The following is a 22,580-nucleotide window of genomic DNA, read 5'->3' as shown; positions in this document are numbered from 1 at the left end:
GCTTTTTAAAGAGTAGAGTAGGGTGGGATGAAGTGTGAAGTATCAATTTTTCATCCTTCATCCTTTTTCATTAAAAAGTTTAATATGGGAACCCTAAGATCGGAAAATACAAATAATAGGGTTCTGCTTCCTACAATAACTTTGTCATCCAAATCACTTCCGCAATGAAACATCAGCGGTTATCATGGCTCAGTAAATAGCAAGACCGAGTAAAACAGTAAATTTACGAAAAACTAAGTAGCAGAAAGAACAAAGGAAAACGGATGCTGGAATTATTTAGTTCAGGGTTAATTTCCATTTGGCTAGAGATGGCAGGTGTACAGGTTAAACCTACAGATGTATTGGATATACTAGCTTGGCAAAGTAGCCCTGGCTTAGTTCTTGCCCCCGATCCAAATCCATCTGGTAGTGCCATTGTGCAGCAATACCTTAAGGGACTGCAAACATTAAAACTAGTCACAACACCAGAGCAAACGCAAAATCAGGGGATTTGGCTTCAGTCAGGACCTATCCTTATGGCCAACCATCAAGGTACAACGCCTCTACCTGCTGCTTCTTTAACTAAAATCGCCACTTCATTAGCTGCACTAACGACTCTTGGACCAAACCATCAATTTCATACTTTAGTCAGTACCACAGGAACGTTAAAAAATGGTGTCTTACAGGGTGATTTGATAATCACAGGCGGCGGCGATCCTTTGTTTGTTTGGGAAGAAGCGATCGCTCTTGGCAACAGTCTCAACCAAATGGGTATCAAGCATGTTACGGGAAATTTGATAATTAATGGCAATTTTGCTATGAATTTTCAACGGAACCCACAGATTGCAGGTCAAATGCTCAGACAAGCAATCAATTCTGCCACTTGGTCTCGTGCTGTGTCTTTCCAACATTCACAGATGGCTAAAGGGACTCCTAAACCGCAAGTGACTATAGCCGGACAGGTAAAATTAGAAGCACAAAATGTAGCTTTTTTCCAAAATCCGCAACAAACTTTATTATTGCGTCACCATTCACTGCCATTAAGGCAAATCATTAAAGAAATGAACGTTTTCAGCAATAACGAAATGGCAGAAATGTTGGCTGAAGCCGTAGGGGGGGCACAAGTTGTACAATCAAAAGCCGCAAAACTAGCAAGAGTTCCTCAGTCGGAAATTCAATTAATAAACGGTTCTGGACTGGGACAAGAAAACCGCATTTCTCCGAGAGCCGCGTGTGCTATGTTAATGGCAATTCAAAGGGAAGCTTTTGCCCACCAACTGACGATAGCTGATTTGTTTCCAACTGCAGGGTTTGACAATCGTGGAACCATGCACTCCAGACAACTTCCGGCGGCAACAGTCATGAAAACTGGTACTTTACGGGATGTCAGTGCTTTAGCAGGAGTTGTACCGACACGCGATCGCGGATTGGTTTGGTTTGCTATCATCAATCGCGGTTACACCGTACCAGCTTTTCGTACCGGACAAGATCAACTCTTGCAAACTATTGTCAAGCAATTACAAGTTGCTCCAGCCATCCCCGCCAGTTTAACACCCCATACAGCTACCAGCACGTTACCCCAATTTGGTGCAGCCAATCGTAATGAACTGGTGTACGGAGGATAGTGGTTAGTAGTTAGTGGTTAGTAGTTAGTGGTTAGTGGTTAGTGGTTCATTCTTCAACCAACAACTAACAACTAACAACTAACTAGAGGATAGTGGTTAGTAGTTAGTGGTTAGTGGTTAGTGGTTCATTCTTCAACCAACAACTAACAACTAACAACTAACCACTAACTAATTACTTTTTAACTCTTTCGGCATAATTTCTGTCACCACGCGATCGCTTGAGGAGCCACCTTTGACTTCAATGGTTTCTGCTTGAATGTTACCAGTAGCCTGTTGACCTTTAAAAGCTAAGGGGGGGTCGATTTGTCGGTAAACGACATTACCCTGTCCTTCAACTAATTTTTTATCAAGATACCACGTGAGATTGTTGGATTTCAGAGATTGGCGGCGTTCCCCAACAGCATAAACATCTCCTGTGAGGTAAACTGTTTTCTCTTGTATCTTCATCTCTCCTCTGTTAGCCGTAACTCTCACATTTTCTACTTTATGGAATACCTGTACGGGAGCGTTTGCGTTCACGATTTCCGTGTTTAGATTCCAAGTCATTTCATTACTAGCTACCTGTACGGGTGGATCTAGTAGTTCTATTTGAGCATTTTTCTTAACAACGGCAATCTTGGTTTTTAGATTAACTTCAGCATAATCTCCTCTTCCACGGTCGGTCACTTGGTTGTTCTTATAGCGGTTGATTTGCATGGGGCGATCGCCTATCAGTTTTTCCTCTTTGATTTTCCAAATCAAATGCTCTGTTCGCATTTGCATAACCGGCTCGACTGATTGTGCTACAACTCCCCCTGAAAAGTCCACGCGAGAAGCGCGAGTTTTTACTCGTGCTTCCTGTGCCACTGCTTGCAGTTGCTTGTGAGTTCCGTGGATATTGTTACGAACAATTAGCAAATCTTCTTTAGGTCGCCACTCCAATTCATTTCCTCGCAAAACCACACCGTTGCGAGGATCTGTAGCAACAATTTTTCCTTTCAAAAAAAGTTGCTTGCCATCTTGTTCAATATCTGCTTGCTGTGCTTGTACTTGGTATACAACTTTACCATCTTGATACAGCTCGCCGTAAGGGCTTTCTGCTTCACCAATTTGTTTATCTTTTGTATATTTTGCTTGTTTAGCAATCACTTTCCAAATAGGTCGTCCCAGTTCATCTGCTTGTAGTAGGGAAACGCCAATAAAAGTCAAGTTACTTTCCTTAGCATTTGATGGAGGATTCTGGATCGGCGGTTTATCTACCACGTTAGATTGTCCTCCCCCACAAGCAGCTAGCACCATTGTCAGAACACAAAGGAGGGAGAGAAAGATGGGGCGAGTGTCTGAGTGTCTGAGTGAGGGAATGTTTGAGTAAGGGAGAAAATTCCCCCTTGTCTCCCTTGTCCTCCTTGTCTCACCTTGTCTATTGTCTTGTTGATTCATTACTGCTCTTGAATTTCCAAGTGAGTGTCACTCTCTCTAGGTTCATCCAAAAAACCCAGACCTGCTGATAATGGTCGGTAAGGATAGCTTTGGCGGGGTGTTTTTTGAATATCTTCTTTGACTGCTTCTAAATCAATATAGCGATCGCTCACGTTAATTAAGCTATCACTTGTCATTGAGCGCAAGCTCACGACTTCTACTCGTACACCACGGTAACTAACAGAATTAACTGCGTATGCCAGATCCCCATCTCCACTGACTAGCACTGCTGTATCATATGAATCTACTAAAGCCATCATATCCACAGCTATTTCTACGTCTAAGTTAGCTTTTTTCGAGCCATCCGGTAGCTGTACCAAATCTTTAGCAATCACTCTGTAACCGTTACGCCGCATCCACAGTAAAAAACCTTGTTGCTTTTCGTTAGTTCGATCTACTCCGGTGTAGAAAAAAGCCCGCAGGAGTCTAGAACCTCCTGTTAGCCTGGATAGAAGTTTTGTGTAATCAATTTCAATTCCCAGTTGCAGTGCAGCATAAAATAAATTTGACCCATCTATAAATATAGCTACACGACCCCGATTTTCCAAAACTTGTTCCGGTGTAAATATTGAGTCGTTTTCTAGATTATTCAACATTGTTGTCATACCTCTTTTTTATTCAATGTAATAATTGATACTTAATTTCCCAGATGTCAAGATAGAGTGGTTTATGATAATTTTTCAGGACTAATAAATTTAGTCCCGATAAATTAGAAAAAGAAACTTGAAACAACTAATCGTTTTTAGGTAATTCTATGCGCTTAAAGATGGGTTTTGGTTCACCCAGCTTTTGTTGGGCTGAGAGTACACCCCATGTTCCGTGAATTAAAAAAGGAGCAGCTATTGAAGTTTTTATTTGTTCGTTAAAATTTATTCCAAAGCCCAGTTGCTGGTATATATCGCTACTAATATTTGGAATAATGGGAGATAGAAGATAGGCAGCTAGTCTCACTGATTCAAGAACTGCATAAAGCACTTGTTCTACTGCTTGTTGCTGCCCTTGTTTATATAACGACCAAGGTGCTTGTTCATCAATAAACTTATTGCTAGCTTGTACTAGCAGAAGTACAGCCTCACAAGCTTGAGTGAAAGCGAGTGCTTCATAAGCATTGCGTACCTGCTCTCCAAGATGCAAACCGATGGATTTCAAAGGATGATCTGACGATATATCATCATTCGCTACTGGCGGAAGATTTCCGGCACAGTATTTCTTCACCATATTCAAAGTGCGGTTTAACAAATTACCTAAATCATTTGCCAAATCTGCATTTAGAATATTAATGAATCTACTTTCATTAAAGTCGCCATCCTTGCCGAATTCAATTTCCTTAAGAAAGTAATAACGAACTGCATCACTACCATAACGCTCGACCAGTGCCACTGGATCGAGAGTGTTACCTAAAGATTTACCCATTTTCTGACCGTCTTTAGTCAAAAAACCATGCCCAAAAACTTTCTCTGGTAAAGGCAAACCCCCTGACATGAGCATTGCAGGCCAGTATACTGCATGAAAGCGGAGAATATCTTTACCAATTAGATGTAAGTTGACTGGCCACCATTTGGCTGTAGCATTCTCTAAAGTTGGTTCGTCTTCAGGTTCTAGCAGTGCAGTTACGTAACCCAGTAAGGCATCAAACCAAACATAAAGGGTATGGTTGGGGTCAGATGGTACTGGAAAACCCCAGTCCACGTTGATACGTGAAATAGAGAAGTCCTGCAAACCACCCTCGACAAAATTCAGAACTTCTTTTCTCCGGCTTTCCGGCAGGATAAAATCTGGTCGGGATTCGTAAAGTGCTTGTAGCTGTGTCTGATATTTGGATAACCGGAAGAAATAGTTTTGCTCATCCCGCCATTCTACCTCTTTGTTAATATGGATGGGACAGCGGTGACCCTCTAATAATTCTCGCTCTTCTTTAAATTCCTCACAAGATACACAGTACCAACCTTTTTGTTGTCCCTGGTAAATGTCTCCCGAATTCCAGACTCGCTGGAAAAACTCTCTAACTATGAGTTCGTGGCGAGGTGAGGTTGTCCGAATAAAGCGATCGTACTGAATGTCGAGCAATTTCCACAAAGAGACAAAACCAAGGGACATTTCATCAGAAAAGTCTTGGGGCGCAAGCCCTTTACTTTCTGCTGTCCGCTGAATTTTTTGTCCGTGTTCGTCTGTACCTGTAATCAGCAAAGCATGATGTCCCAGCAGTCTCTGAAATCTGACCACCGCATCTGCTGCCATCGTTGTGTAAGCACTGCCAATGTGAGGTAAATCGTTTACATAGTACAAGGGCGTTGTGAGTGCAAACGTCTTTTCTGTTTTATTGACTTGATTCATGTAGAGTAAAAACGAGTTGTTAAAAAATATGTTTTGTTTTCTATTTTACTTTTCCGGGCAAAACCACGCCATTATATAACAGAACTCCTATATTTTCAAGCCACATTTTAATATTAGCAAATCTCCTTGGTTCAAAAGAAAATGGGCAACAGGCAATGGGCAACGGGCAATAAATTATTTCTTCCCATGCCCTATGCGCTATGCCCTATTTTCCAGTTAGCCATAAACTCAGTTAATTTCTCCACAAAAAGGAGAATATTTACTAAGAATTTGTAGAAAATTTTTCTCTTGATTTTAGAGTGCCAAATCTCCGAACTCCCGTCTTCATAAGGATTTTCTTGGTGCATATTGATATGACATTTCTACCTTAAGGCAGTCGTCTTTCTCAGTTAAGAAATGTAAAAATTTTATCAAGATAAGCTGCAAAAAGTAAAAAGATGAAGAGCCCCCTTGAGATTTCTCGTTGGTTACTGGCGGCGCTATCAACTAAAATATTTCGCTACTATGAGGATCGCATTCCTCAAGACGCCAGTGTGTTAGTAGTGAGCAATCACCGCAGCTTTATGGATGCACCAATCTTGATGGCAGCCCTGTCAAGCCCGATCCGCTTTGCTTGTCATCACTACATGGGACAAGTCCCAATCATGCGGGAGATTGTGACGGCGCAATTAGGGTGCTTTCCACTAGAAGCCAATCAACAGCGCCAGCAAAGCTTTTTTCACCAGGCACAAATTCTGTTACAGTCAAAGCAATTGGTAGGAGTGTTTCCTGAAGGTACAGAACCAATGGTGAAATTCACTAAACCCAATAGTATAGGAGAATTTCAGAGAGGTTTTGCCCATTTGGCATTGCGAGCGCAAGTACCGGATTTAGCAGTTTTGCCTATTGCCATAGCTTCCCTTGAAGAAGTTAACACTTCTGCTGTACCCCTGAGATTATTGAGTTTGTTCGATCCTTCAGAACCTTTATTCAATCAATCGGGTTGGCATCCTATGGTTACCTATCGTCGAGTCGCCGTACTGATCGGTCAACCTTATTGGATTAAGCCACATCAGAAAGAAAAATATCAGGGGAAAAAAGCAAAAACTGTAGTGACAGAATTAACACAACACTGTCAAGAGGAAATTTCTCAATTGTTGCGTGAAGGTTCTTATTAGAGAAGTAGGCAAAACGAAGGAATTCGTAGTTAATTGAAGTAATTCGGTTAACTGACTTCACCAGACTCAGCATAGAACTGTTTATTCTATGTTATCCGCAAGGATTTTAGTCCGCTTTTAAATGATGACTTAATGAGATTTGCCAGTCTCAAGCGTCGAGGGAGGAACATAGCTACTTTGCCATAGTGTAACACCGAACTTTTTGAGAAGTTTAAAAGCAGTGTCGAGGCAAACTACACCCCAATAGGGAGCTAATCAAATGATTACCAACTCTGTATTCGTTCTGAGTAAAAATGGAAAAATACTAAAACCAACAACGCCAGTTAGAGCGAGGATTTTACAATCTCAAGGCAAAGCTAAAAAACTGAATTTATTCCCATTTACCTTAATTTTAGAGAGTATGGTAGATGAAAACGTAGAACCATATTTAGAACTGAGGATCGATCCAGGCTCTAAAATAACTGGATTTTCCTTAGTAGACTTAAATAAGAACGAAGTGATTTGGGCGATGGAATTAGAACATCGTGGACTAGCCATTAAAATGGAAATGCTGACTAGAGCAGGTGTTCGTCGTTCAAGAAGATCTAGAAGACTTCGCTATCGGAAAAAGAGATTCGAGCGCAAAAAGCCACAAGGTTGGTTACCACCATCTTTAAGACATCGGTTGTTAACCACCGAAACTTGGATTAAACGATTACTTAAAGTGACACCGATTAAATCCATTGCAATTGAGTCCGTTAAATTCGATCTGCAAAAAATGGAGACACCAAACATAGAAGGTATTGAATATCAGCAAGGTACGTTATTCGGCTACACTCTACGTGAAGTACTCTTAGAACATTGGGGTAGAGAGTGTGTGTATTGTGGAAAGACAAATGTGCCACTACAAATAGAACACATCAATCCCCGCTCACTTGGAGGTAGTGACCGATTCTCAAATCTCACATTATCTTGCGAAAAATGTAACCAGAAAAAAGGAAATAAGCCAGTAGAGCAATTTTTGAAAAACAAAGGCGAAATTCTTCAAAAAATTAAAGCACACCAAAAAAAGTCATTATCAGATGCAGCAACTGTAAATTCAACTCGTAAAGCAATATTTGAAATGGCACAGCAATTCGGATTACCTGTAATGAGTGGTGATGGTGCATCTACCAAGATGATTCGGATTAAAAGTGGATTGCCAAAACTTCATTGGATTGATAGTGCTTGTGTCGGAACATCAGAAATAGTTAAATTGCGTATCTGTCAACCATTGCGGGCTACCTGTACTGGACATGGGACTAGACTTGTACAAAGAATGAATGCTAAAGGTTTTCCAGCGATCGCTAGTATCAAGAAAAATCCTATGACTGGTAAAAAAGAAGTTAAGCTAGTAGCCAAAAATCAAAAATATACTCATGCTACGGCAGGCGATTATGTTGTTTGCACTTTACTGAAAGACCGCAAACACGTTCGATGGGGAATTTATCGTGCCAGAGTTAAAACTCCAACTCCTAAAGGAGTGGAAGTGCTAATTAACGGTCATCGGATTTCTCTAGATCGACGACACGTTAAACTAATTCATCAATCTGATGGTTATGAATACAGTTTTACTACGATTGACCAAGATTTACTCCGTTTTAGCGCGATTTAATAACATGACAGTGACCAGTGACCAGTGACCAATGACCAAGACCAATGACTAGCCCCAAAGTAGAACTCAAGCCTTGCTTCTTAACTCCCAAACGGTTACAGCCAGAGTTACCGTTGTTTGTTTATTTACCAGGTATGGATGGAACCGGTCAACTTTTGCGATCGCAAACAGCGGGATTAGAAGCTGGCTTCGATGTCCGGTGTTTGGCAATACCACGGGATGATTTAACAAGTTGGGATGTTCTGACTAACAACGTCTTGGACTTAATCCATGCAGAATTGGAAAAAAGTGCCTGTCGCGAAGTGTACTTGTGTGGAGAATCCTTTGGAGGTTGTTTAGCACAGAAAGTTGCCATAAAAGCACCCAAACTCTTTAAGCGAATCGTTCTCATTAACTCCGCAAGTGCCTTTCATCTGCGCCCGTTTTTAGGTTGGTTATCTCAACTTACACCCCTAGTACCATCATGCCTTTACGATATCGGTGGATTGGCCTTATTACCATTCTTAGCGAATTTGTCACGTATTTCCCGCAGCGACAGACATGAACTCGTCAAAAGTATACGTTATGTACCACCACAAACCGTCCTTTGGAGAATTTCTTTACTTAGAGAATTTTATGTTGATGACACGCAGCTACGCAGTCTCAATCAGCCTGTTTTAGTCATCGTCGGTTCTCAAGATCGACTTTTACCCTCCCTAGAAGAAGCCAAACGTTTAACAAATGTTTTACCCAACGCCAAAATGTTAGTGCTACCGAATTGCGGACACGCCTGCTTGTTAGAAGCAGATATTAACCTGTATGAAATTATGAGGGAGGAAAATTTTTTAACCCGTGATGTTCCAATCCTTGAAGCGCAGATCTAACATAATCATAATAGATATAAAAAAAAAGAAGTAGGTTGGGTTGAGGAACGAAACGCAACATTGAATTGAATTGTTGGTTTTCGTTCCTCAACCCAACCTACCAATACATTTGGCGTTTCAGCAGTTTTATCCTTCTAGAGGGAAGCCAAAATTACCCTACCTTTGCTACAACCATCAATAGTCACTAGATCGGGAAGTAGTAAAAAATGGTAGACAAAAAACAACAAAGCAATCCCCCTACTAACAATAAAGAAGATCAACCATCTTTACTAGAATCTGTTGCTGAAACATTAGGCTGTGCCGTAGGTACAGCTTTAGGAGTAGGTACAGCTGCAAGTAGTATTGCTGTAGAAGCAGGCAAAGCAGTTGCAGAAACAGCTACTGAGGTAGGAGAAGCAGCAGTAAAACAAACGCACAATTTGATCGAGCAAGCTACTCATACTGCTGGGCAAATGGCAAATTATCTTGGTGAAAACTGGTTGATTAGAAAACTCTCAGGAGTTTTAAATCTCAATTGGCTACTCGGTGCTTCTGATAACGTTAATTTGGAAAAAGCAGCAGCAGCAGTTAAAAAATTACAGCTAGAACACCCCAACGAATCACCCAGCCAAATTTCTCATCGCATTATGGTTGAGAAAGCAGCAATGGCAGGGGGAATTGGATTGGCAACTAGTGTTTTGCCCGGATTTGCGGCGGCATTTTTAGCAATTGATTTGGCAGCTACCACAGAGTTACAATCGGAAATGGTTTATCAAATTGCATCTGCCTATGGATTGGATTTAAAAGATCCTTCTCGTAAGGGCGAAGTGCTGGCAATTTTTGGTTTAGCTTTGGGGGGTGGTCGTCTGTTAAAGACAGCTGGTTTGGGTTTACTGAGAAATGTTCCTTTTGCCGGCGCAGTTATTGGTGCTAGTTCTAATGCAACAATGATTTATTCATTAGGATATGCAGCTTGCCGATTTTATGAAGCAAAGCTAGATATATCAAAGCCGCTGTCTTCTGAGGAAACGCTTGCAGAATTAAAGCAGGAAAGTGAGAATTATCTGGAAAAAGCGATCGCGCAAGAAGCTGTCATGGATCAAATATTAGTTCACATGATTCTTGCTAGCTATCCCGAAAAAACTTGGGAAGAAATTTTGCCTGAGTTGCAAGCTTTAAATTTAAGTTCTAATTCATTGGAAACTATTGCTCATAATATCAAATCACCTCAATCTTTAGATAGCCTTCTCAATCAACTTAATAGAGATTTTGCTATACCCGTTTTGGCTCAATGTTACAGAATTGCTCGCAGTCAAAATGATATAACATCTACAGAACAAAATATCATTAACGCAATTGCCAGTAAATTTAACATTGATGTTAATGGTATCAAGTCTTTAGTTGAGAATCATGAGGCTAAGTAGGTTGGCTTGGAGAGCTAATTCCTTTCCACTCTAAAATTACCAATTCTTGTAGTAGTGGGCACCGCCCACCCTACAAATAAGAAAAAGATCCCCGACTTCCTCAAGAAGTCGGGGATCTTACTTTAAGTGTAGAAGATTTAAGATTATTTTAAGAAAATCTATCGCAAGTGTATTCCATAAGTGTTGCCAACAGCCGTAAGGTAGATTTTAGAAAAAGTTTACCTGCTTTTGTTTGATTTATGTAACATTTAAAATGAGGTTTTATCTATACTATATCGGCAAACAGAACTTTAAAATTGAGGTGAAGGCTCGTGACTAACTTCACCACGGCAAAAAGAATATCAAAAGTTACAAGCGCCATGACTGTTGTCGTAGGGTGTATTGTACTGATTGGCTGGAAACTTGACATTACCCTGCTTAAGAGTGTTTTTCCAGAACTTGTCACTATGAAAGCAAATACAGCGATCGCTTTTTTACTAGCAGGGGTATCGCTGTGGTTTTCTGTATTAAGAGAACAAAGGAGAAAACATAGCTTTGTTGCTCGTTTAACAGCGATCGCAGTCTTGCTGATTGGTCTACTGACTCTGTGTCAATATATCTTAGGATGGAATTTAAGAATTGACGAATTACTGTTTAACGATTCACCAGACACCACAGACACTTCTCATCCCGGACGCATGGGGGCAAACACTGCCCTCAATTTTGTCTTGGTAGGTGGTGCGCTGTGGTTATTGGAGCAAAGGACAAATCGCAGCGATTGCCTAGCGCAAGGTTTAAGCATAGTCGTTGGTTTAATATCTCTCCAAACAATAGTCGGCTATATCTATGGAGTGAGAAATTTTTACCGTTTAGGCGTTTATACTACCTCAATGGCGTTACATACGGCACTAACTTTTGAGGTGCTTTGTGTGGGAGTGTTGTATAGTCGTCCGAACACCGGGTTTATGCGGACAATAACCAGTGAACTCAATGGCGGTGCGATCGCTCGTTTGTGGATACCAACTATTTTGATTCTGCCCCCGATTGTGGGGTGGTTCATTATTGTGGGGCAAACGGCTAAGCAATACGATGCTGCTTTTGGCATATCGCTGCTTGTCGTTTTACTAGACACAATTTTTTTGGGATTGATTTGGCAAAATGCCAAGTTTCTCAATAAGTTAGATGGCACTCGTCAAAAAGCAGAAAAGGCGCTGCGAGAGAGCGAAGAAAGCTACCGTTTGCTTGTCGAGAACGTTCCTCAATTGGTTTGGACTAGCCAAAGCGATGGCTTTATAGACTACTTCAATCAGCGCTGGCTGGACTACACTGGGTTGCAACTCCATCAAACTTTAGGATGGGATTGGCAGCAAGTCGTTCATCCTGACGATCTACCAGATGCCCTTGAAAGTTGGACAACCGGACTCAGGGCAGGAAACCGAGTAGAGACACAGTATCGTCTCTTACGTTTTGATGGGGTTTACCGTTGGCATGTAGTACAAGCTTTACCACTACGTGACAGTAACGGAACTGTGACTAAGTGGTTTGGTACTTGTACAGATATTGACGATCGCAAACGAGCAGAAGTTGCCCTGCGCCAAAGCGAATCTCGACTGAGGTTCTTTGTGGAATCAGACTTGATTGGCATTATCAGCAGCGATATGCACGGACATCTGAAGGAAGTCAACGATGCATTTTTGAGTATAATTGGCTATACTCGCAAAGATTTTCTTGTCGAAAGGCTGGAGTGGAAAGATCTAACACCACCAGAGTTTTTACCCTTAGATGAAGCGGCGCTAGCCGACGCAAAGGTGAAAGGAAGCTCTAGCCCCTATGAAAAAGCTTATATCCGAAAGGATGGAACTCGCGTTCCAGTGTTAGTGGGCTGCACTATAGTTGGAGAACAGCAGCAAGAAGTTATTTCATTTGTTCTCGATATTAGTGAACTCAAGAGAACCCAAGCAGCCTTAGTGGAAAGTGAAAAGCGATTTCGCCATGTCACTGATACTGCTCCAATGATGGTTTGGATGTCCGGTACAGATAAAGTGTGTAACTACTTTAACAAGCCTTGGCTGGATTTTACCGGACGAACAATGGAGATGGAAATAGGCAATGGTTGGACAGAAGGCATACATCCTGAAGACCTTCAGTATTGCTTGGAGACTTACGTGAGCGCATTTGATGCACGCCTGACTTTCCAAATGGAATACCGCTTGAGAAGGTTTGATGGGCAATACCGTTGGCTATTTGATATTGGAGTACCAAGATTTACGTCAGAAGGTGAGTTCTTAGGTTACATCGGGTCTTGTATAGATATAGAAGACCGCAAACAAGCCGAAGCCCAAATGCGACAAATCAACGAAACTCTTGAAGAAAGAGTCAAACAACGCACTGCTCAGCTAGAATCAGCCAATAGGGAACTCGAATCGTTCTCTTACTCAGTTTCTCATGACTTAAGAGCACCATTGCGGCACATCACCGGATTCGTTGATTTGTTGCAAAAACGGCTAACAAAAACATCGCTAGATGAAACTAGCCAACGTTATCTTGACATCATCACCGAAGCCACCAAACAAGCAGGTAAATTGATTGATGATTTGTTAACTTTTTCCCGTGTGGGGCGTTCTGAAATGCGTTATACCAACGTAGATATGAATTTACTCTTACGGGAAGTACAACGCGATTTATTGCCAGAAACAAAAAACCGTAAGATTTCTTGGCAAATAGAATCGCTACCCCAAGTATATGGTGACTCTTCCATGTTAAGACTGGTTCTCCGTAACTTGCTAGAGAATGCCATTAAATATAGTAAAACCCGTTCCTTGGCAGAAATTACTGTAGGCTGTATCAGTGAGGAACAAGAAGTGGTATTCTTCGTGCGAGATAACGGCATTGGTTTTGACATGCGATACGCTCACAAATTATTTGGAGTTTTTCAACGCTTGCACAGCGATCCTCAGTTTGAGGGTACGGGTGTTGGATTGGCAAACGTCCAGCGCATTGTTCACCGACATGGCGGGCGTGTCTGGGCGGAAAGTGAAATAGACAAGGTCACGACCTTTTATTTTTCGCTACCAAGGGGGTTTGAAGTAGCGAGTGGAGAGTAGAGAGCGAACAATGGAACTAAAGCGCATTCTCCTAGTGGAAGACAGCATTAACGACGTTGAGTTAATCCTGACTTCACTGGCAGAAAACCATTTGGGTAATGAAGTTGTTGTTGTCCGAGACGGTGAAGAAGCATTGGATTACCTATACCGCCGTGGCTTGTATCGATTGCGGCGCGAGGGTCATCCTGTTGTGGTACTATTGGATCTTAAGCTACCAAAAATTGATGGATTAGAAGTTTTGACACAACTCAAAGCCGATCCAGAGTTGCGAGTAGTACCAGTCGTTGTGCTAACTTCCTCACGGGAAGAGCAAGATCTGACTCGCTGTTATGAACTAGGCACAAATGCTTATGTTGTTAAGCCCATTGATTTTCACGAATTTGTTGAAGTCATTAGAGGTTTAGGATTATTTTGGGCAATCATTAATGAACCACCACCTGGTTCCATACCTCCGGCACGCAGTACTCACGGATTTGCAGGAAAATAACAATGTCTGGTCTCAGGTTTCTCTTGCTGGAAGATAGCTTGTTGGATACAGAGCTTATCTACGCCATCTTAATAGAAGGCGGGATTTCTTGTGAATTGGTTCAGGTGAAGACCGAAGCTGAATTCCAGAAGGTACTTGAGGAAGATAGTTTTGACCTGATTCTCTCAGATTACTCCTTACCGGGGTTTGATGGTATTTCGGCTTTGGAGATGGCACGTCGTTTGGTGCCCAATATACCCTTTATCTTTGTAACCGCAACAATGGGGGAAGAGGTAGCAATTGAAACCCTCAAAAGCGGTGCTACTGACTACGTACTTAAGCAACGTTTGGAACGTATCGTGCCTTCAGTCAGGCGAGCAATGCGAGAAGCAGAAGAACGCCGCGCTCGCCAACAAGCAGAAGCTGAGTTAAAACAGCAAAAAGAAGAATTGGAAAGGGCAAACCGCATTAAAGATGAGTTTTTGGCGGTACTTTCCCATGAATTGAGATCGCCCCTCAATGCCATTCTCGGTTGGTCAAAAATTCTCCGAACCCGCCAAATAGATGAGGTAACCCTTGCTCGTGCGCTGGAAACTATTGAGCGCAACGCCAAGCTACAAACTCAACTTATTGAGGATTTATTGGATGTCTCTCGCATTATTCGCGGTAAATTAACCCTGCGTGCTCAACCCACAAACTTAATTCCTGCAATTGAAGCTGCAATTGATACCATGCGTTTGGCAGCTCAAGCTAAATCTATCGATCTTAAGTTTTCTATTTTAGATTCTCAATTAGAGAATCAAAATGAAAGTTTAAGTATTGTATCAAATAAGACTCAAGCAGTTGCTCAACAATCCAAATACCCACCCAACGTTTCTACTGAGGAAACTTCTACAGTCACTTTCATCCCACAAGCAACACAGTGGCATGCCAAGTCAAAATTCCTTGTCTTAGGCGATCCCAATCGTTTGCAGCAAATTGTTTGGAATCTCCTCTCCAATGCAATCAAGTTTACCACTCAAGGGGGACAGGTAGAAGTGTTGTTGGAGAGAGTGGGAGACAAGGGAGACAAGGGAGACAAGGGAGACAAGGGAGACAAGGGAGACAAGGGAGAAGGTATTAATGCCCAATTCCCAATTCCCAATGCCCAAGCCTTAACATATGCCCGAATAACAGTCAAGGATACGGGTATAGGTATTCATCGTGAGTTTCTACCTTACGTATTTGATTCCTTTCGCCAAGCAGATGGTTCCACCACCCGCAAACATGGTGGTTTGGGGTTGGGTTTGGCAATTGTGCGTCACTTGATAGAACTCCATGGTGGAAGTGTAACTGCAAGCAGTCCCGGAGAAGGACAGGGGGCAACATTTACAGTACAACTGCCAATTCTTGAAGGGAATAGAGAATCGGGAAAAGGGAGTAGGCGCAAAATTTCCCACTCCCCAGTTCCTTCTTGCCAGTCCCTTCTCCTGACAGGAGTGAGAGTTTTGGTAGTTGATGATGAGAGGGATTCTCGTGATTTTATAGTCTATGCTTTAGAAGACTGTGGTGCGATCGCAGCTGCGGCAACCTCTGCTGATTCAGCACTAGAAATGCTAGCATCTTTCCATCCAGATGTGCTAGTTAGCGACATTGGTATGCCCGAAACAGATGGTTATGGCTTAATTCGCCAAATCAGAAGTCAGCCAAGCGAAAAGGGAGGAAAAATCCCAGCGATTGCGCTGACAGCTTATGCTGGAGACAGGGATCGGCAAGAAGCGTTAGCTGCGGGTTTCCAAAAACACCTCTCAAAACCAGTTATGCCGGATGAACTTGCCAATGTTGTTGCAGAATTAGTTAAGGGTTAGTGGTTAGTGGTTAGTGGTTAGTGGTTGTTCGTTAACAACTAACAACTAACCACTAACCACTAACAATTAACAACTAACAACTAACTCACCTACTTTTACAAAGAATACAAAAAATGGAGATTCGAGGGAGTAACACCCCACTTTTAGAGTGGGCTGGAGACGGTTTAGCGATTGGATTATTTGAAGATGCAGTAGAACTAACAGGGGAACTAGCCACTTTAGATGAAAAGTTGGCTGGTAGTATCAAGGAATTGATTGCCGAAGAAGAATTTAAAGGCAAACAAGGTAGCAGCGCCTTCATTCGAGTTGGGAGCCATAGTCCAGTTCGTAAAGTGATAGTTGTTGGCTTGGGGAAACCCGAAGCTTTAAAACTGGAAACCCTCAGAAGGGCTGCTGCTGGTGCTGCAAAAACAGCCAAAAAGCAAAAGTGCAAAGCAATGGCAATTCATTTGCCAATTTTTAATGATGACAAAGCACAAACTGCTCAAGCGATCGCCGAAGGAGTTCAACTAGCATTATATCAGGACAATCGCTTTAAATCTGAACCAGAGGATAAAAGCCCGCAAGTTGAACAGGTGGATTTATTGGGGCTTGGAGGACAGGAAGCAGCGATTACCCGAGCCAATCAAATTGCTTCTGGTGTCTTCTTAGCACGGCAGTTAGTTGCAGCACCAGCTAACTCGGTTACACCAATTACTATGGCAGAAACTGCTACACAAATTGCTTCCGAACACGGTTTGCAACTAGAAATTTTAGAGCAGGAAGACTGTGAAAAGTTGAATATGGGTGCTTTTTTGGGAGTCGCAAAAGCTTCTGACTTGCCACCTAAATTTATTCACTTAACTTATAAACCAGAAGGTACGCCAAGACGCAAGCTAGCGATTATAGGTAAAGGTTTAACCTTTGACTCAGGTGGACTTAACATCAAAGGTGCTGGTAGTGGCATTGAGACTATGAAGATTGACATGGGTGGTGCTGCAGCCACTCTAGGCGCTGCTAAAGCCATTGGTCAACTCAAGCCAGATGTAGAAGTTCATTTTATTTCTGCTGTTACTGAGAACATGATCAGCGGTCACGCCATGCATCCCGGCGACATCCTCACAGCTTCCAATGGTAAGACGATTGAGGTAAACAACACCGATGCAGAGGGACGTTTGACTTTAGCAGATGCCTTAGTCTTTGCTGATAAATTAGGCGTGGATGCGATTGTCGATCTTGCAACTCTTACAGGCGCGTGTGTTGTTGCCTTAGGAGAAGACATCGCCGGTTTATTTACACCTGATGATGCTTTGGCTACCCAGTTAGAAAAAGCTTCAGAAGCTTCAGGAGAAAAGATTTGGCGATTGCCAATGGAAGAAAAGTACTTTGAAGGGTTGAAATCCGGGCTTGCTGACATGAAAAACACTGGTCCGCGTGCTGGTGGTTCCATTACAGCCGCTTTATTCCTCAAGCAATTTGTCAAAGACACAGCAGCTTGGGCGCACTTAGACGTTGCTGGTCCCGTTTGGGCTGAAAAAGAAAACGGCTACAACGGACCGGGTGCAACTGGCTTCGGTGTTCGTACCCTAGTTAATTGGGTACTCAGCGAAGTGTAACACCCCATTCCTCGTTCCGGTGCCTCTCTCAATATTCCTCGTTCCCAGCCTCTGGCTGGGAATGCATACCTAGAGGCTCCGCATTCCTCGTTCCCAGCCTCTGGCTGGGAATGCATACCTAGAGGCTCCGCCTCAATTTTATTCATAATACTTATCGCTTAAGCGTAAAAATCCGAAAACAGGTAGGTTGGGTTGAGGAACGAAACCCAACATTTACAGACATTTGTTGGTTTTCCCCAGGAGAAAAGCCCACAAAAAATTCCGCTCCGAGCAGTATTGGGTTAGTATTGAGACAAACAAAAGACTGAGTACTGAAAGATACAAGAAAGTTTCTAGAACAAGGGTTTCTAGATTAATGTAACTAAGGCACAAGTTTTTTATGTCTGTTGTATTAGCCCAATTATCCAACCAATCACCATCAACATCTTTAACAAACTGGCGAATTCCATCGACCCCCAGAGTTCGTCTGGAATTTCTCAAGTCTCTAGACCTTTGCAGCGCTTCTCTAGCTCTACTAATTCTTTGTTGTTTAAGAGCTTCTAGTTGATTGGACATCATAGCTTATTTTATACCGAATTAGTAGTGTTAAAACAATAACTCATCCTTACTCCTAATATTAATGGTGTAGAGAGGATGATTTTGGGAAAGGAGTCATTAGTGAAAGGAGGAAGTAAGTATCAACCGCTTTTTGAATACCTGCACTCAAGCGATCGCACAGAAGTCACCCTAAGTTTTGCAGAAATCGAAGCATTAATGGGTGACAGCTTACCAGAAACAGCACGAACCCAAAGGCGGTGGTGGGGTAATCGCAGCAAAGGCGCATTACAAGCTTCAGCCTGGATGAACGCAGGATACATTGTTGGAGAAATTGATTTAGAACAAGAGCGTATTACGTTTCGCAAGCCTGCTAGTGGGTATAAAGTTCAGCCCGTGGCTAATTCCACAAAATGGAACAGTGATTCAATCAAAGCATTACGTTTGAAGATGGGGTTGACACAGTCAGAGTTAGCTGAGGAATTAGGTGTTCGCCAGCAAACCGTTAGCGAGTGGGAGAACGGGATATATGAGCCAACTCGTGCTACCTCAAAACACTTGAATTTGGTAGCTGAGAAAGCCGGATTTAAGTACAAGATAGGGGAATGAACAAATATACTATTAATTGTTGACACTAGGACACGCTACCGTGTAAATTAATAAAAGCTGATAACAAAGCTTTTGCTTTGTGTCATGCAGTGAAAGGTCGTTGTTTAAAGCTAATTTGCGTTGAAATTTACGTATTATGGTGGGCAATGCCCCGCCATATACGATTTTTTTGAACGTGGAACTAACAGCACCTGATTATATGGATGCAAGTGGTAATTATTCAGTTTATGAAGTTTGGGATAAGGATTTTGATAGAAAATTTGGTTTTAGCGTAGATGTTCAAGAGCCAATTCAGTATTTTGATTTTGGAAAATTTCATGAAGCGACAAAACATTTACTGACAGATGCTTATATTTGTTTTAGATGGAATGTATTACAAGTTCGAGAAAATTGGAAAAAACCTGGCAATCCTTGGTTTTACAATCACACTAATACAGAAGTATGTGGAAATACTACAATTTTCAGATGTTAAATAAGTAACATTAAAAACCAGCTAATTATCGCAGTTTTTGGGGAAAAATTGACAGTGCAATAATTGAAAACCATGAGTAAGAAAAATAATTTTCGTAAAACGTGGCGGACGTTAACTGAGATAGGGCAAGAATTTGGTGTTTCCGCAGTCAAGTTTGGTAATATTTTAAAACAACATGGACTTCGAGAAAAGGATGGGGAACCGACACAAAAAGCAAAAGATGGTGGTTTTTTTGAAAAAATTGTTCCCAATGATGGAAAAGCTTATTACCTATGGCATCGCGATAAAACCGTTGAGTTTCTTGTCAACCAAGGTGTTGAGAAAAGCGGTATTTCTGCAAAAGAAGCTTCAAAAACAACAGAAGCAAGGAAGCTTGCACGAGCATGGATGGAAGCTCAACAGCTGGATGATGAAGGATCGAAACTTGGTTATCTTATGGCTTGTGAGTTAGAACCTGAAATTAAGCAGATGGGTGTCGAATTGGTTCAAGCACAATTAAAGAAACTTGGATCTGAAATTGTTTTAAATTTTGATGACTAAAAAATAGCAGTCAGTTCTATAAGCTGCATAATTAATTAAGATCGCATAAATTACCACTTGTTATCGCCATGTCACAGATATCCCGACGCGCCTTACCCCGCAAACCCATATCACCAGAAGAACAAGCCCGCCGTCAACAACAGAGCGACTCACTTGCTGCACGGTGTCGTGTTGTTTTTGAACGAGTACGTCCAAGTTTGATAGAAGATCATCGCAACTGGTATATAGCGATCGATCCTGACACAGAACAATACATTATCGATCCGACTTTCAATGGAATAATAAAAAAAGTTGTAGAAGTGTATGGTTATAGCAATGAACCAAAACTAATGATGTTCCGCCTCAACGATACAGGTTATTGTGGCAAGATATGATCGATGGGCGATTCGGCAATAACAAAGAGTTATTTTTTGAGATTCAGTTTGTTACCGCCAATGATGAAAATTTTTTTGTAGAAGCTTTATTTGATACTGGATTTACAGATGGTTGGCTAGCCATTGATAGTCAAGACTTGGAAGCTTTGGGGTGGTCTGCGAGAATCTTGGAGATTGAGATGCAAACAGCACAAGGAGTGGCAAAATTCGATATTTACTCCGGCAAAATTATCATTGATGGTGTAGAAGTCATGATTCCCGTTCATGTTGGTAAGAACCTCCCCGATACTATTATGGGTTCCTTTTGGCTGGATATTATGCGGTTGGTTAGTGACAAACCAGAGGGGATATTAACGCTTGAGATAGTGTCACCTTAAGGTGATGCAACTTCATAAAGATAGTGCTGTCGCTGCTTCCTGTTACGTTTTATACTACAAAAATTAGCCGGAAAGACGCAAAAATTAGCCGGAAAGACGCGCTATGGCGCGTCTCTACATTCATTCGGTTTATTTCCTTTCTGGATGAGCTATTTCCTCGTGTGATGGACTACCCATTTGGTTAATTGTTGCAATGAGCTGGTAAAATCGCCCTAAATCTCTTTGGTTGAAGTACAAAATAAGGCGTGGTAAGTTAAAGGTTTCATCCTGTGCTTCTTGGGGTAATGCTTGGCTTTTTTCTATCCGTCCCTTAACTAAAATGTCACTGAACTCAGCATTGAGTTGTTCTACCTCAGCATCAGATAATTCTGATTTAAGACGGATAACTAAGCGATCGCTCACATAACGGCTGGAGTGATAAACTTGGTAAAAGCCAGTAATTGCGTTACACGCCACATCCAAATCGTCTGTTACCGTGTAAAGACTGGGATCTTCTGGGCTAACCAAACCTTTTTTTACCAGTTGTTCGTTGACGTATTCACTCCAAGAACGCCAGTAATCGCCCCCAGGAAAGTCAATTAAAACCACGGGTACCGGACCAAACTTTCCTGTCTGGCTTAAAGTCATACATTCAAAAGCTTCGTCTTGAGTGCCAAAACCACCAGGAAATAGGGCAACAGCATCGCTTTCTTTCAGCAAAAATAGCTTGCGGGTGAAAAAATACTTGAAGTGAATGAGTTTTGGATCTCCTTCAATCACTGGGTTTGCTGTTTGCTCAAACGGTAATTGAATATTCAGACCAAAAGAATTTTCTCTTCCTGCACCTTCATTCCCAGCTTGCATAATTCCACCACCACCACCTGTCATCACCATGAATCCCAGTTGAGAAACACAGCGAGCAAAATCATACGCCATGCGGTATTCCGGGCTTTCTGAGGATAAACGTGCCGAACCAAAGATTGTAACTTTCCGAACGTGTCGGTAAGCATAAAAAAGCTCAAAACCACGTTCCATATCAGCTAAGGCAGCTGATAATATTTTCCAATCCAGGCGATCGATGTCACTTTTTGCTAAATGCACTATGGTAGATAGTGCCTGTATAACATACTGCCGATTTTTTGATGTCGGTAAGTGTTCAAATAATTCAGCGATATCCGCTTGGAGAGAATCCAAAGTATCTAACGACTCAGATGAGGTCATGAGAAATTTCGCCAAAATGGCTTTAATTCTAGATTAATTTATGTGGAATAACAAATAGTTCCTATTTACTTTAGCTTAGTCCAAAAGAAACCCCACGTTTTACACGAAGTCTTATGCTCTCAATCACAGATCTCAACTAGTCATCGATCGCTGGTCACTGGTCACTGGTCACTGATTAGTTGATTTTTTTCCCAAATGCAGTATAATATACAGAATTGAAAAAGCGCCTCCAGCTACCATGGTGTCGGCGCTAATCTTAAAATATAATTAACATTACGGAATCAGCCAGTTTTTTTGAGAGGTGCAGTATTATGCGACCTCTCTAGGTTGTTTGCGTAACTTTGCTTTGTGTTCGAGAACCCGAAGTTCTCCCCAACGACCTGTTGTTGCTAGCGCCTTAAAGATATTTCTCCAAAGTGTTAGCCAGTGTAGTTTTAGGAACAGCACCGACGACCATATCAACTTTTTGCCCACCCTTAAAAATCATAAGCGTGGGAATGCTGCGGATGCCATATTGACTTGCAACATTGGGATTTTCATCGGTGTTCACTTTGACTACCTTCAATTGACCTTCGTATTGGTTGGCAATCTCATCTACAACAGGAGCAACCATGCGGCAGGGTCCGCACCAAGGTGCCCAAAAGTCAACTAGAACAGGAACCTCGCTATCTAGGACTTCCTGTTTGAAGGTAGAGTCTGTAACTTGTGCGGCTGCTGACATGCCTAAAGACCTTTGCCTATCTTATGTTTGAGTTTGCTGAAAATTCTACCATAGCAAAAACCTCTGCAATGGAATGTGGTGTGTACTTTTGCTTATCGCAGTAAAACTTCATCCTAAAGACTCATAAGGAACCGCCCGAACGGTAGTCCGGGCGGAGTGTGGTGTGAGGAGTGAACGGAAACATGCGTCTCCGCTATTTCTATTCTATGCGACATATGAGATTTTGGGGACTGGGGACTGGAGATTGGGAACTGGGTATTAATTATTCTCCCTTATCTACCTTGTCCCCCTTGTCCCCCTTGTCCCCCTT

General features: G+C 42.0%; 20 protein-coding genes. 14 read left to right on the top strand and 6 right to left on the bottom strand.

Annotation, left to right across the window (positions count from 1 at the left end; translation table 11 throughout):
* The first annotated feature begins 263 nt into the window (after window positions 1-263).
* On the top strand, window positions 264-1,604 hold the full coding sequence (locus tag F7734_RS51450; RefSeq protein WP_155752006.1) for a D-alanyl-D-alanine carboxypeptidase: 1,341 nt from the start codon (window positions 264-266) through the stop codon (window positions 1,602-1,604).
* A gap of 168 nt (window positions 1,605-1,772) precedes the next feature.
* Here the strand turns inward: F7734_RS51450 and lptC are convergent, their stop codons facing one another.
* From lptC to metG, 3 genes are all read right to left on the bottom strand, one after another.
* On the bottom strand, window positions 1,773-3,023 hold the full coding sequence (gene lptC / locus F7734_RS51445; protein ID WP_207714409.1) for an LPS export ABC transporter periplasmic protein LptC: 1,251 nt from the start codon (window positions 3,021-3,023) through the stop codon (window positions 1,773-1,775).
* Window positions 3,023-3,658 (bottom strand): NYN domain-containing protein, encoded by a 636-nt coding sequence (locus F7734_RS51440; protein ID WP_155752005.1) that lies wholly within the window; start codon window positions 3,656-3,658, stop codon window positions 3,023-3,025. Before F7734_RS51440 ends, lptC begins: the two co-directional genes overlap by 1 nt.
* Before the next feature lie 136 nt (window positions 3,659-3,794).
* Entirely contained in the window at window positions 3,795-5,396 is a 1,602-nt protein-coding gene (gene metG, locus F7734_RS51435) for a methionine--tRNA ligase (RefSeq protein WP_155752004.1), read from the bottom strand.
* A gap of 437 nt (window positions 5,397-5,833) precedes the next feature.
* Here metG and F7734_RS51430 point away from each other — a divergent pair, with 437 nt between their 5' ends.
* From F7734_RS51430 to F7734_RS51395, 8 genes are all read left to right on the top strand, one after another.
* Entirely contained in the window at window positions 5,834-6,553 is a 720-nt protein-coding gene (locus F7734_RS51430; protein ID WP_155752003.1) for a lysophospholipid acyltransferase family protein, read from the top strand.
* A 259-nt stretch (window positions 6,554-6,812) separates the two neighbouring features.
* Window positions 6,813-8,186, top strand: coding sequence for an RNA-guided endonuclease IscB (gene iscB, locus F7734_RS51425; protein WP_155744294.1), 1,374 nt, complete (start codon window positions 6,813-6,815; stop codon window positions 8,184-8,186).
* Window positions 8,187-8,230: 44 nt separating this feature from the next.
* On the top strand, window positions 8,231-9,049 hold the full coding sequence (locus F7734_RS51420) for an alpha/beta hydrolase (RefSeq protein WP_155752002.1): 819 nt from the start codon (window positions 8,231-8,233) through the stop codon (window positions 9,047-9,049).
* A gap of 206 nt (window positions 9,050-9,255) precedes the next feature.
* A complete protein-coding gene (locus F7734_RS51415) occupies window positions 9,256-10,452 on the top strand; it encodes an EcsC family protein (protein WP_155752001.1) in 1,197 nt (398 codons plus the stop codon).
* Window positions 10,453-10,763: 311 nt separating this feature from the next.
* Window positions 10,764-13,535 carry a PAS domain S-box protein gene (locus tag F7734_RS51410; protein ID WP_347566434.1) on the top strand — a complete coding sequence of 924 codons (2,772 nt, stop codon included), beginning with the start codon at window positions 10,764-10,766 and terminating at the stop codon, window positions 13,533-13,535.
* Between the two features lie 10 nt (window positions 13,536-13,545).
* Window positions 13,546-14,022 carry a response regulator gene (locus tag F7734_RS51405; RefSeq protein ID WP_155752000.1) on the top strand — a complete coding sequence of 159 codons (477 nt, stop codon included), beginning with the start codon at window positions 13,546-13,548 and terminating at the stop codon, window positions 14,020-14,022.
* A gap of 2 nt (window positions 14,023-14,024) precedes the next feature.
* Window positions 14,025-15,848 (top strand): response regulator, encoded by a 1,824-nt coding sequence (locus tag F7734_RS51400; protein WP_155751999.1) that lies wholly within the window; start codon window positions 14,025-14,027, stop codon window positions 15,846-15,848.
* Between the two features lie 113 nt (window positions 15,849-15,961).
* A complete protein-coding gene (locus tag F7734_RS51395; RefSeq protein ID WP_155751998.1) occupies window positions 15,962-17,443 on the top strand; it encodes a leucyl aminopeptidase in 1,482 nt (493 codons plus the stop codon).
* Between the two features lie 213 nt (window positions 17,444-17,656).
* Here F7734_RS51395 and F7734_RS51390 read toward each other — a convergent pair whose 3' ends face one another.
* Complete coding sequence (locus tag F7734_RS51390) at window positions 17,657-18,001, bottom strand: hypothetical protein (RefSeq protein WP_155751997.1); 345 nt, start codon at window positions 17,999-18,001, stop codon at window positions 17,657-17,659.
* A gap of 75 nt (window positions 18,002-18,076) precedes the next feature.
* On the opposite strand from F7734_RS51390, the gene F7734_RS51385 reads away from it, so the two are divergent.
* The 5 genes from F7734_RS51385 to F7734_RS51365 all read left to right on the top strand — a co-directional run bounded on the left by F7734_RS51385 (window position 18,077) and on the right by F7734_RS51365 (window position 20,349).
* The gene (locus tag F7734_RS51385; RefSeq protein WP_155751996.1) at window positions 18,077-18,586 is read left to right on the top strand and encodes a helix-turn-helix transcriptional regulator; all 510 of its coding nucleotides are present in this window, start codon (window positions 18,077-18,079) and stop codon (window positions 18,584-18,586) included.
* A gap of 175 nt (window positions 18,587-18,761) precedes the next feature.
* Window positions 18,762-19,058 (top strand): hypothetical protein, encoded by a 297-nt coding sequence (locus tag F7734_RS51380; protein WP_166482679.1) that lies wholly within the window; start codon window positions 18,762-18,764, stop codon window positions 19,056-19,058.
* Window positions 19,059-19,130: 72 nt separating this feature from the next.
* Window positions 19,131-19,598, top strand: a complete 468-nt coding sequence (locus F7734_RS51375) for a hypothetical protein (RefSeq protein ID WP_155751994.1) — start codon at window positions 19,131-19,133, stop codon at window positions 19,596-19,598.
* A 68-nt stretch (window positions 19,599-19,666) separates the two neighbouring features.
* Complete coding sequence (locus tag F7734_RS51370) at window positions 19,667-19,972, top strand: hypothetical protein (protein WP_155751993.1); 306 nt, start codon at window positions 19,667-19,669, stop codon at window positions 19,970-19,972.
* A complete protein-coding gene (locus F7734_RS51365) occupies window positions 19,969-20,349 on the top strand; it encodes an aspartyl protease (RefSeq protein WP_155751992.1) in 381 nt (126 codons plus the stop codon). Before F7734_RS51370 ends, F7734_RS51365 begins: the two co-directional genes overlap by 4 nt.
* A 129-nt stretch (window positions 20,350-20,478) precedes the next feature.
* Here F7734_RS51365 and F7734_RS51360 read toward each other — a convergent pair whose 3' ends face one another.
* Together F7734_RS51360 and trxA are read right to left on the bottom strand one after the other, a co-directional pair.
* Window positions 20,479-21,549 carry an LOG family protein gene (locus tag F7734_RS51360; RefSeq protein WP_155751991.1) on the bottom strand — a complete coding sequence of 357 codons (1,071 nt, stop codon included), beginning with the start codon at window positions 21,547-21,549 and terminating at the stop codon, window positions 20,479-20,481.
* A 397-nt stretch (window positions 21,550-21,946) separates the two neighbouring features.
* Complete coding sequence (trxA, locus tag F7734_RS51355) at window positions 21,947-22,270, bottom strand: thioredoxin (protein WP_038084506.1); 324 nt, start codon at window positions 22,268-22,270, stop codon at window positions 21,947-21,949.
* Window positions 22,271-22,580: the final 310 nt, after the last annotated feature.

The organism is Scytonema sp. UIC 10036 (assembly GCF_009725235.1).
The sequence above is the reverse complement of the archived record's forward strand: the minus strand, read 5'-3'. Positions and strand labels throughout refer to the sequence as shown.

Coding starts and splice junctions, on each gene's coding strand:
- F7734_RS51450 (WP_155752006.1), top strand. CDS start 264: ATGCTGGAATTATTTAGTTCAGGGTTAATTTCCATTTGGCTAGAGATG.
- lptC (WP_207714409.1), bottom strand. CDS start 3,023: ATGAATCAACAAGACAATAGACAAGGTGAGACAAGGAGGACAAGGGAG.
- F7734_RS51440 (WP_155752005.1), bottom strand. CDS start 3,658: ATGTTGAATAATCTAGAAAACGACTCAATATTTACACCGGAACAAGTT.
- metG (WP_155752004.1), bottom strand. CDS start 5,396: ATGAATCAAGTCAATAAAACAGAAAAGACGTTTGCACTCACAACGCCC.
- F7734_RS51430 (WP_155752003.1), top strand. CDS start 5,834: ATGAAGAGCCCCCTTGAGATTTCTCGTTGGTTACTGGCGGCGCTATCA.
- iscB (WP_155744294.1), top strand. CDS start 6,813: ATGATTACCAACTCTGTATTCGTTCTGAGTAAAAATGGAAAAATACTA.
- F7734_RS51420 (WP_155752002.1), top strand. CDS start 8,231: ATGACTAGCCCCAAAGTAGAACTCAAGCCTTGCTTCTTAACTCCCAAA.
- F7734_RS51415 (WP_155752001.1), top strand. CDS start 9,256: ATGGTAGACAAAAAACAACAAAGCAATCCCCCTACTAACAATAAAGAA.
- F7734_RS51405 (WP_155752000.1), top strand. CDS start 13,546: ATGGAACTAAAGCGCATTCTCCTAGTGGAAGACAGCATTAACGACGTT.
- F7734_RS51400 (WP_155751999.1), top strand. CDS start 14,025: ATGTCTGGTCTCAGGTTTCTCTTGCTGGAAGATAGCTTGTTGGATACA.
- F7734_RS51395 (WP_155751998.1), top strand. CDS start 15,962: ATGGAGATTCGAGGGAGTAACACCCCACTTTTAGAGTGGGCTGGAGAC.
- F7734_RS51390 (WP_155751997.1), bottom strand. CDS start 18,001: ATGATGTCCAATCAACTAGAAGCTCTTAAACAACAAAGAATTAGTAGA.
- F7734_RS51385 (WP_155751996.1), top strand. CDS start 18,077: ATGATTTTGGGAAAGGAGTCATTAGTGAAAGGAGGAAGTAAGTATCAA.
- F7734_RS51375 (WP_155751994.1), top strand. CDS start 19,131: ATGAGTAAGAAAAATAATTTTCGTAAAACGTGGCGGACGTTAACTGAG.
- F7734_RS51370 (WP_155751993.1), top strand. CDS start 19,667: ATGTCACAGATATCCCGACGCGCCTTACCCCGCAAACCCATATCACCA.
- F7734_RS51365 (WP_155751992.1), top strand. CDS start 19,969: ATGATCGATGGGCGATTCGGCAATAACAAAGAGTTATTTTTTGAGATT.
- F7734_RS51360 (WP_155751991.1), bottom strand. CDS start 21,549: ATGACCTCATCTGAGTCGTTAGATACTTTGGATTCTCTCCAAGCGGAT.
- trxA (WP_038084506.1), bottom strand. CDS start 22,270: ATGTCAGCAGCCGCACAAGTTACAGACTCTACCTTCAAACAGGAAGTC.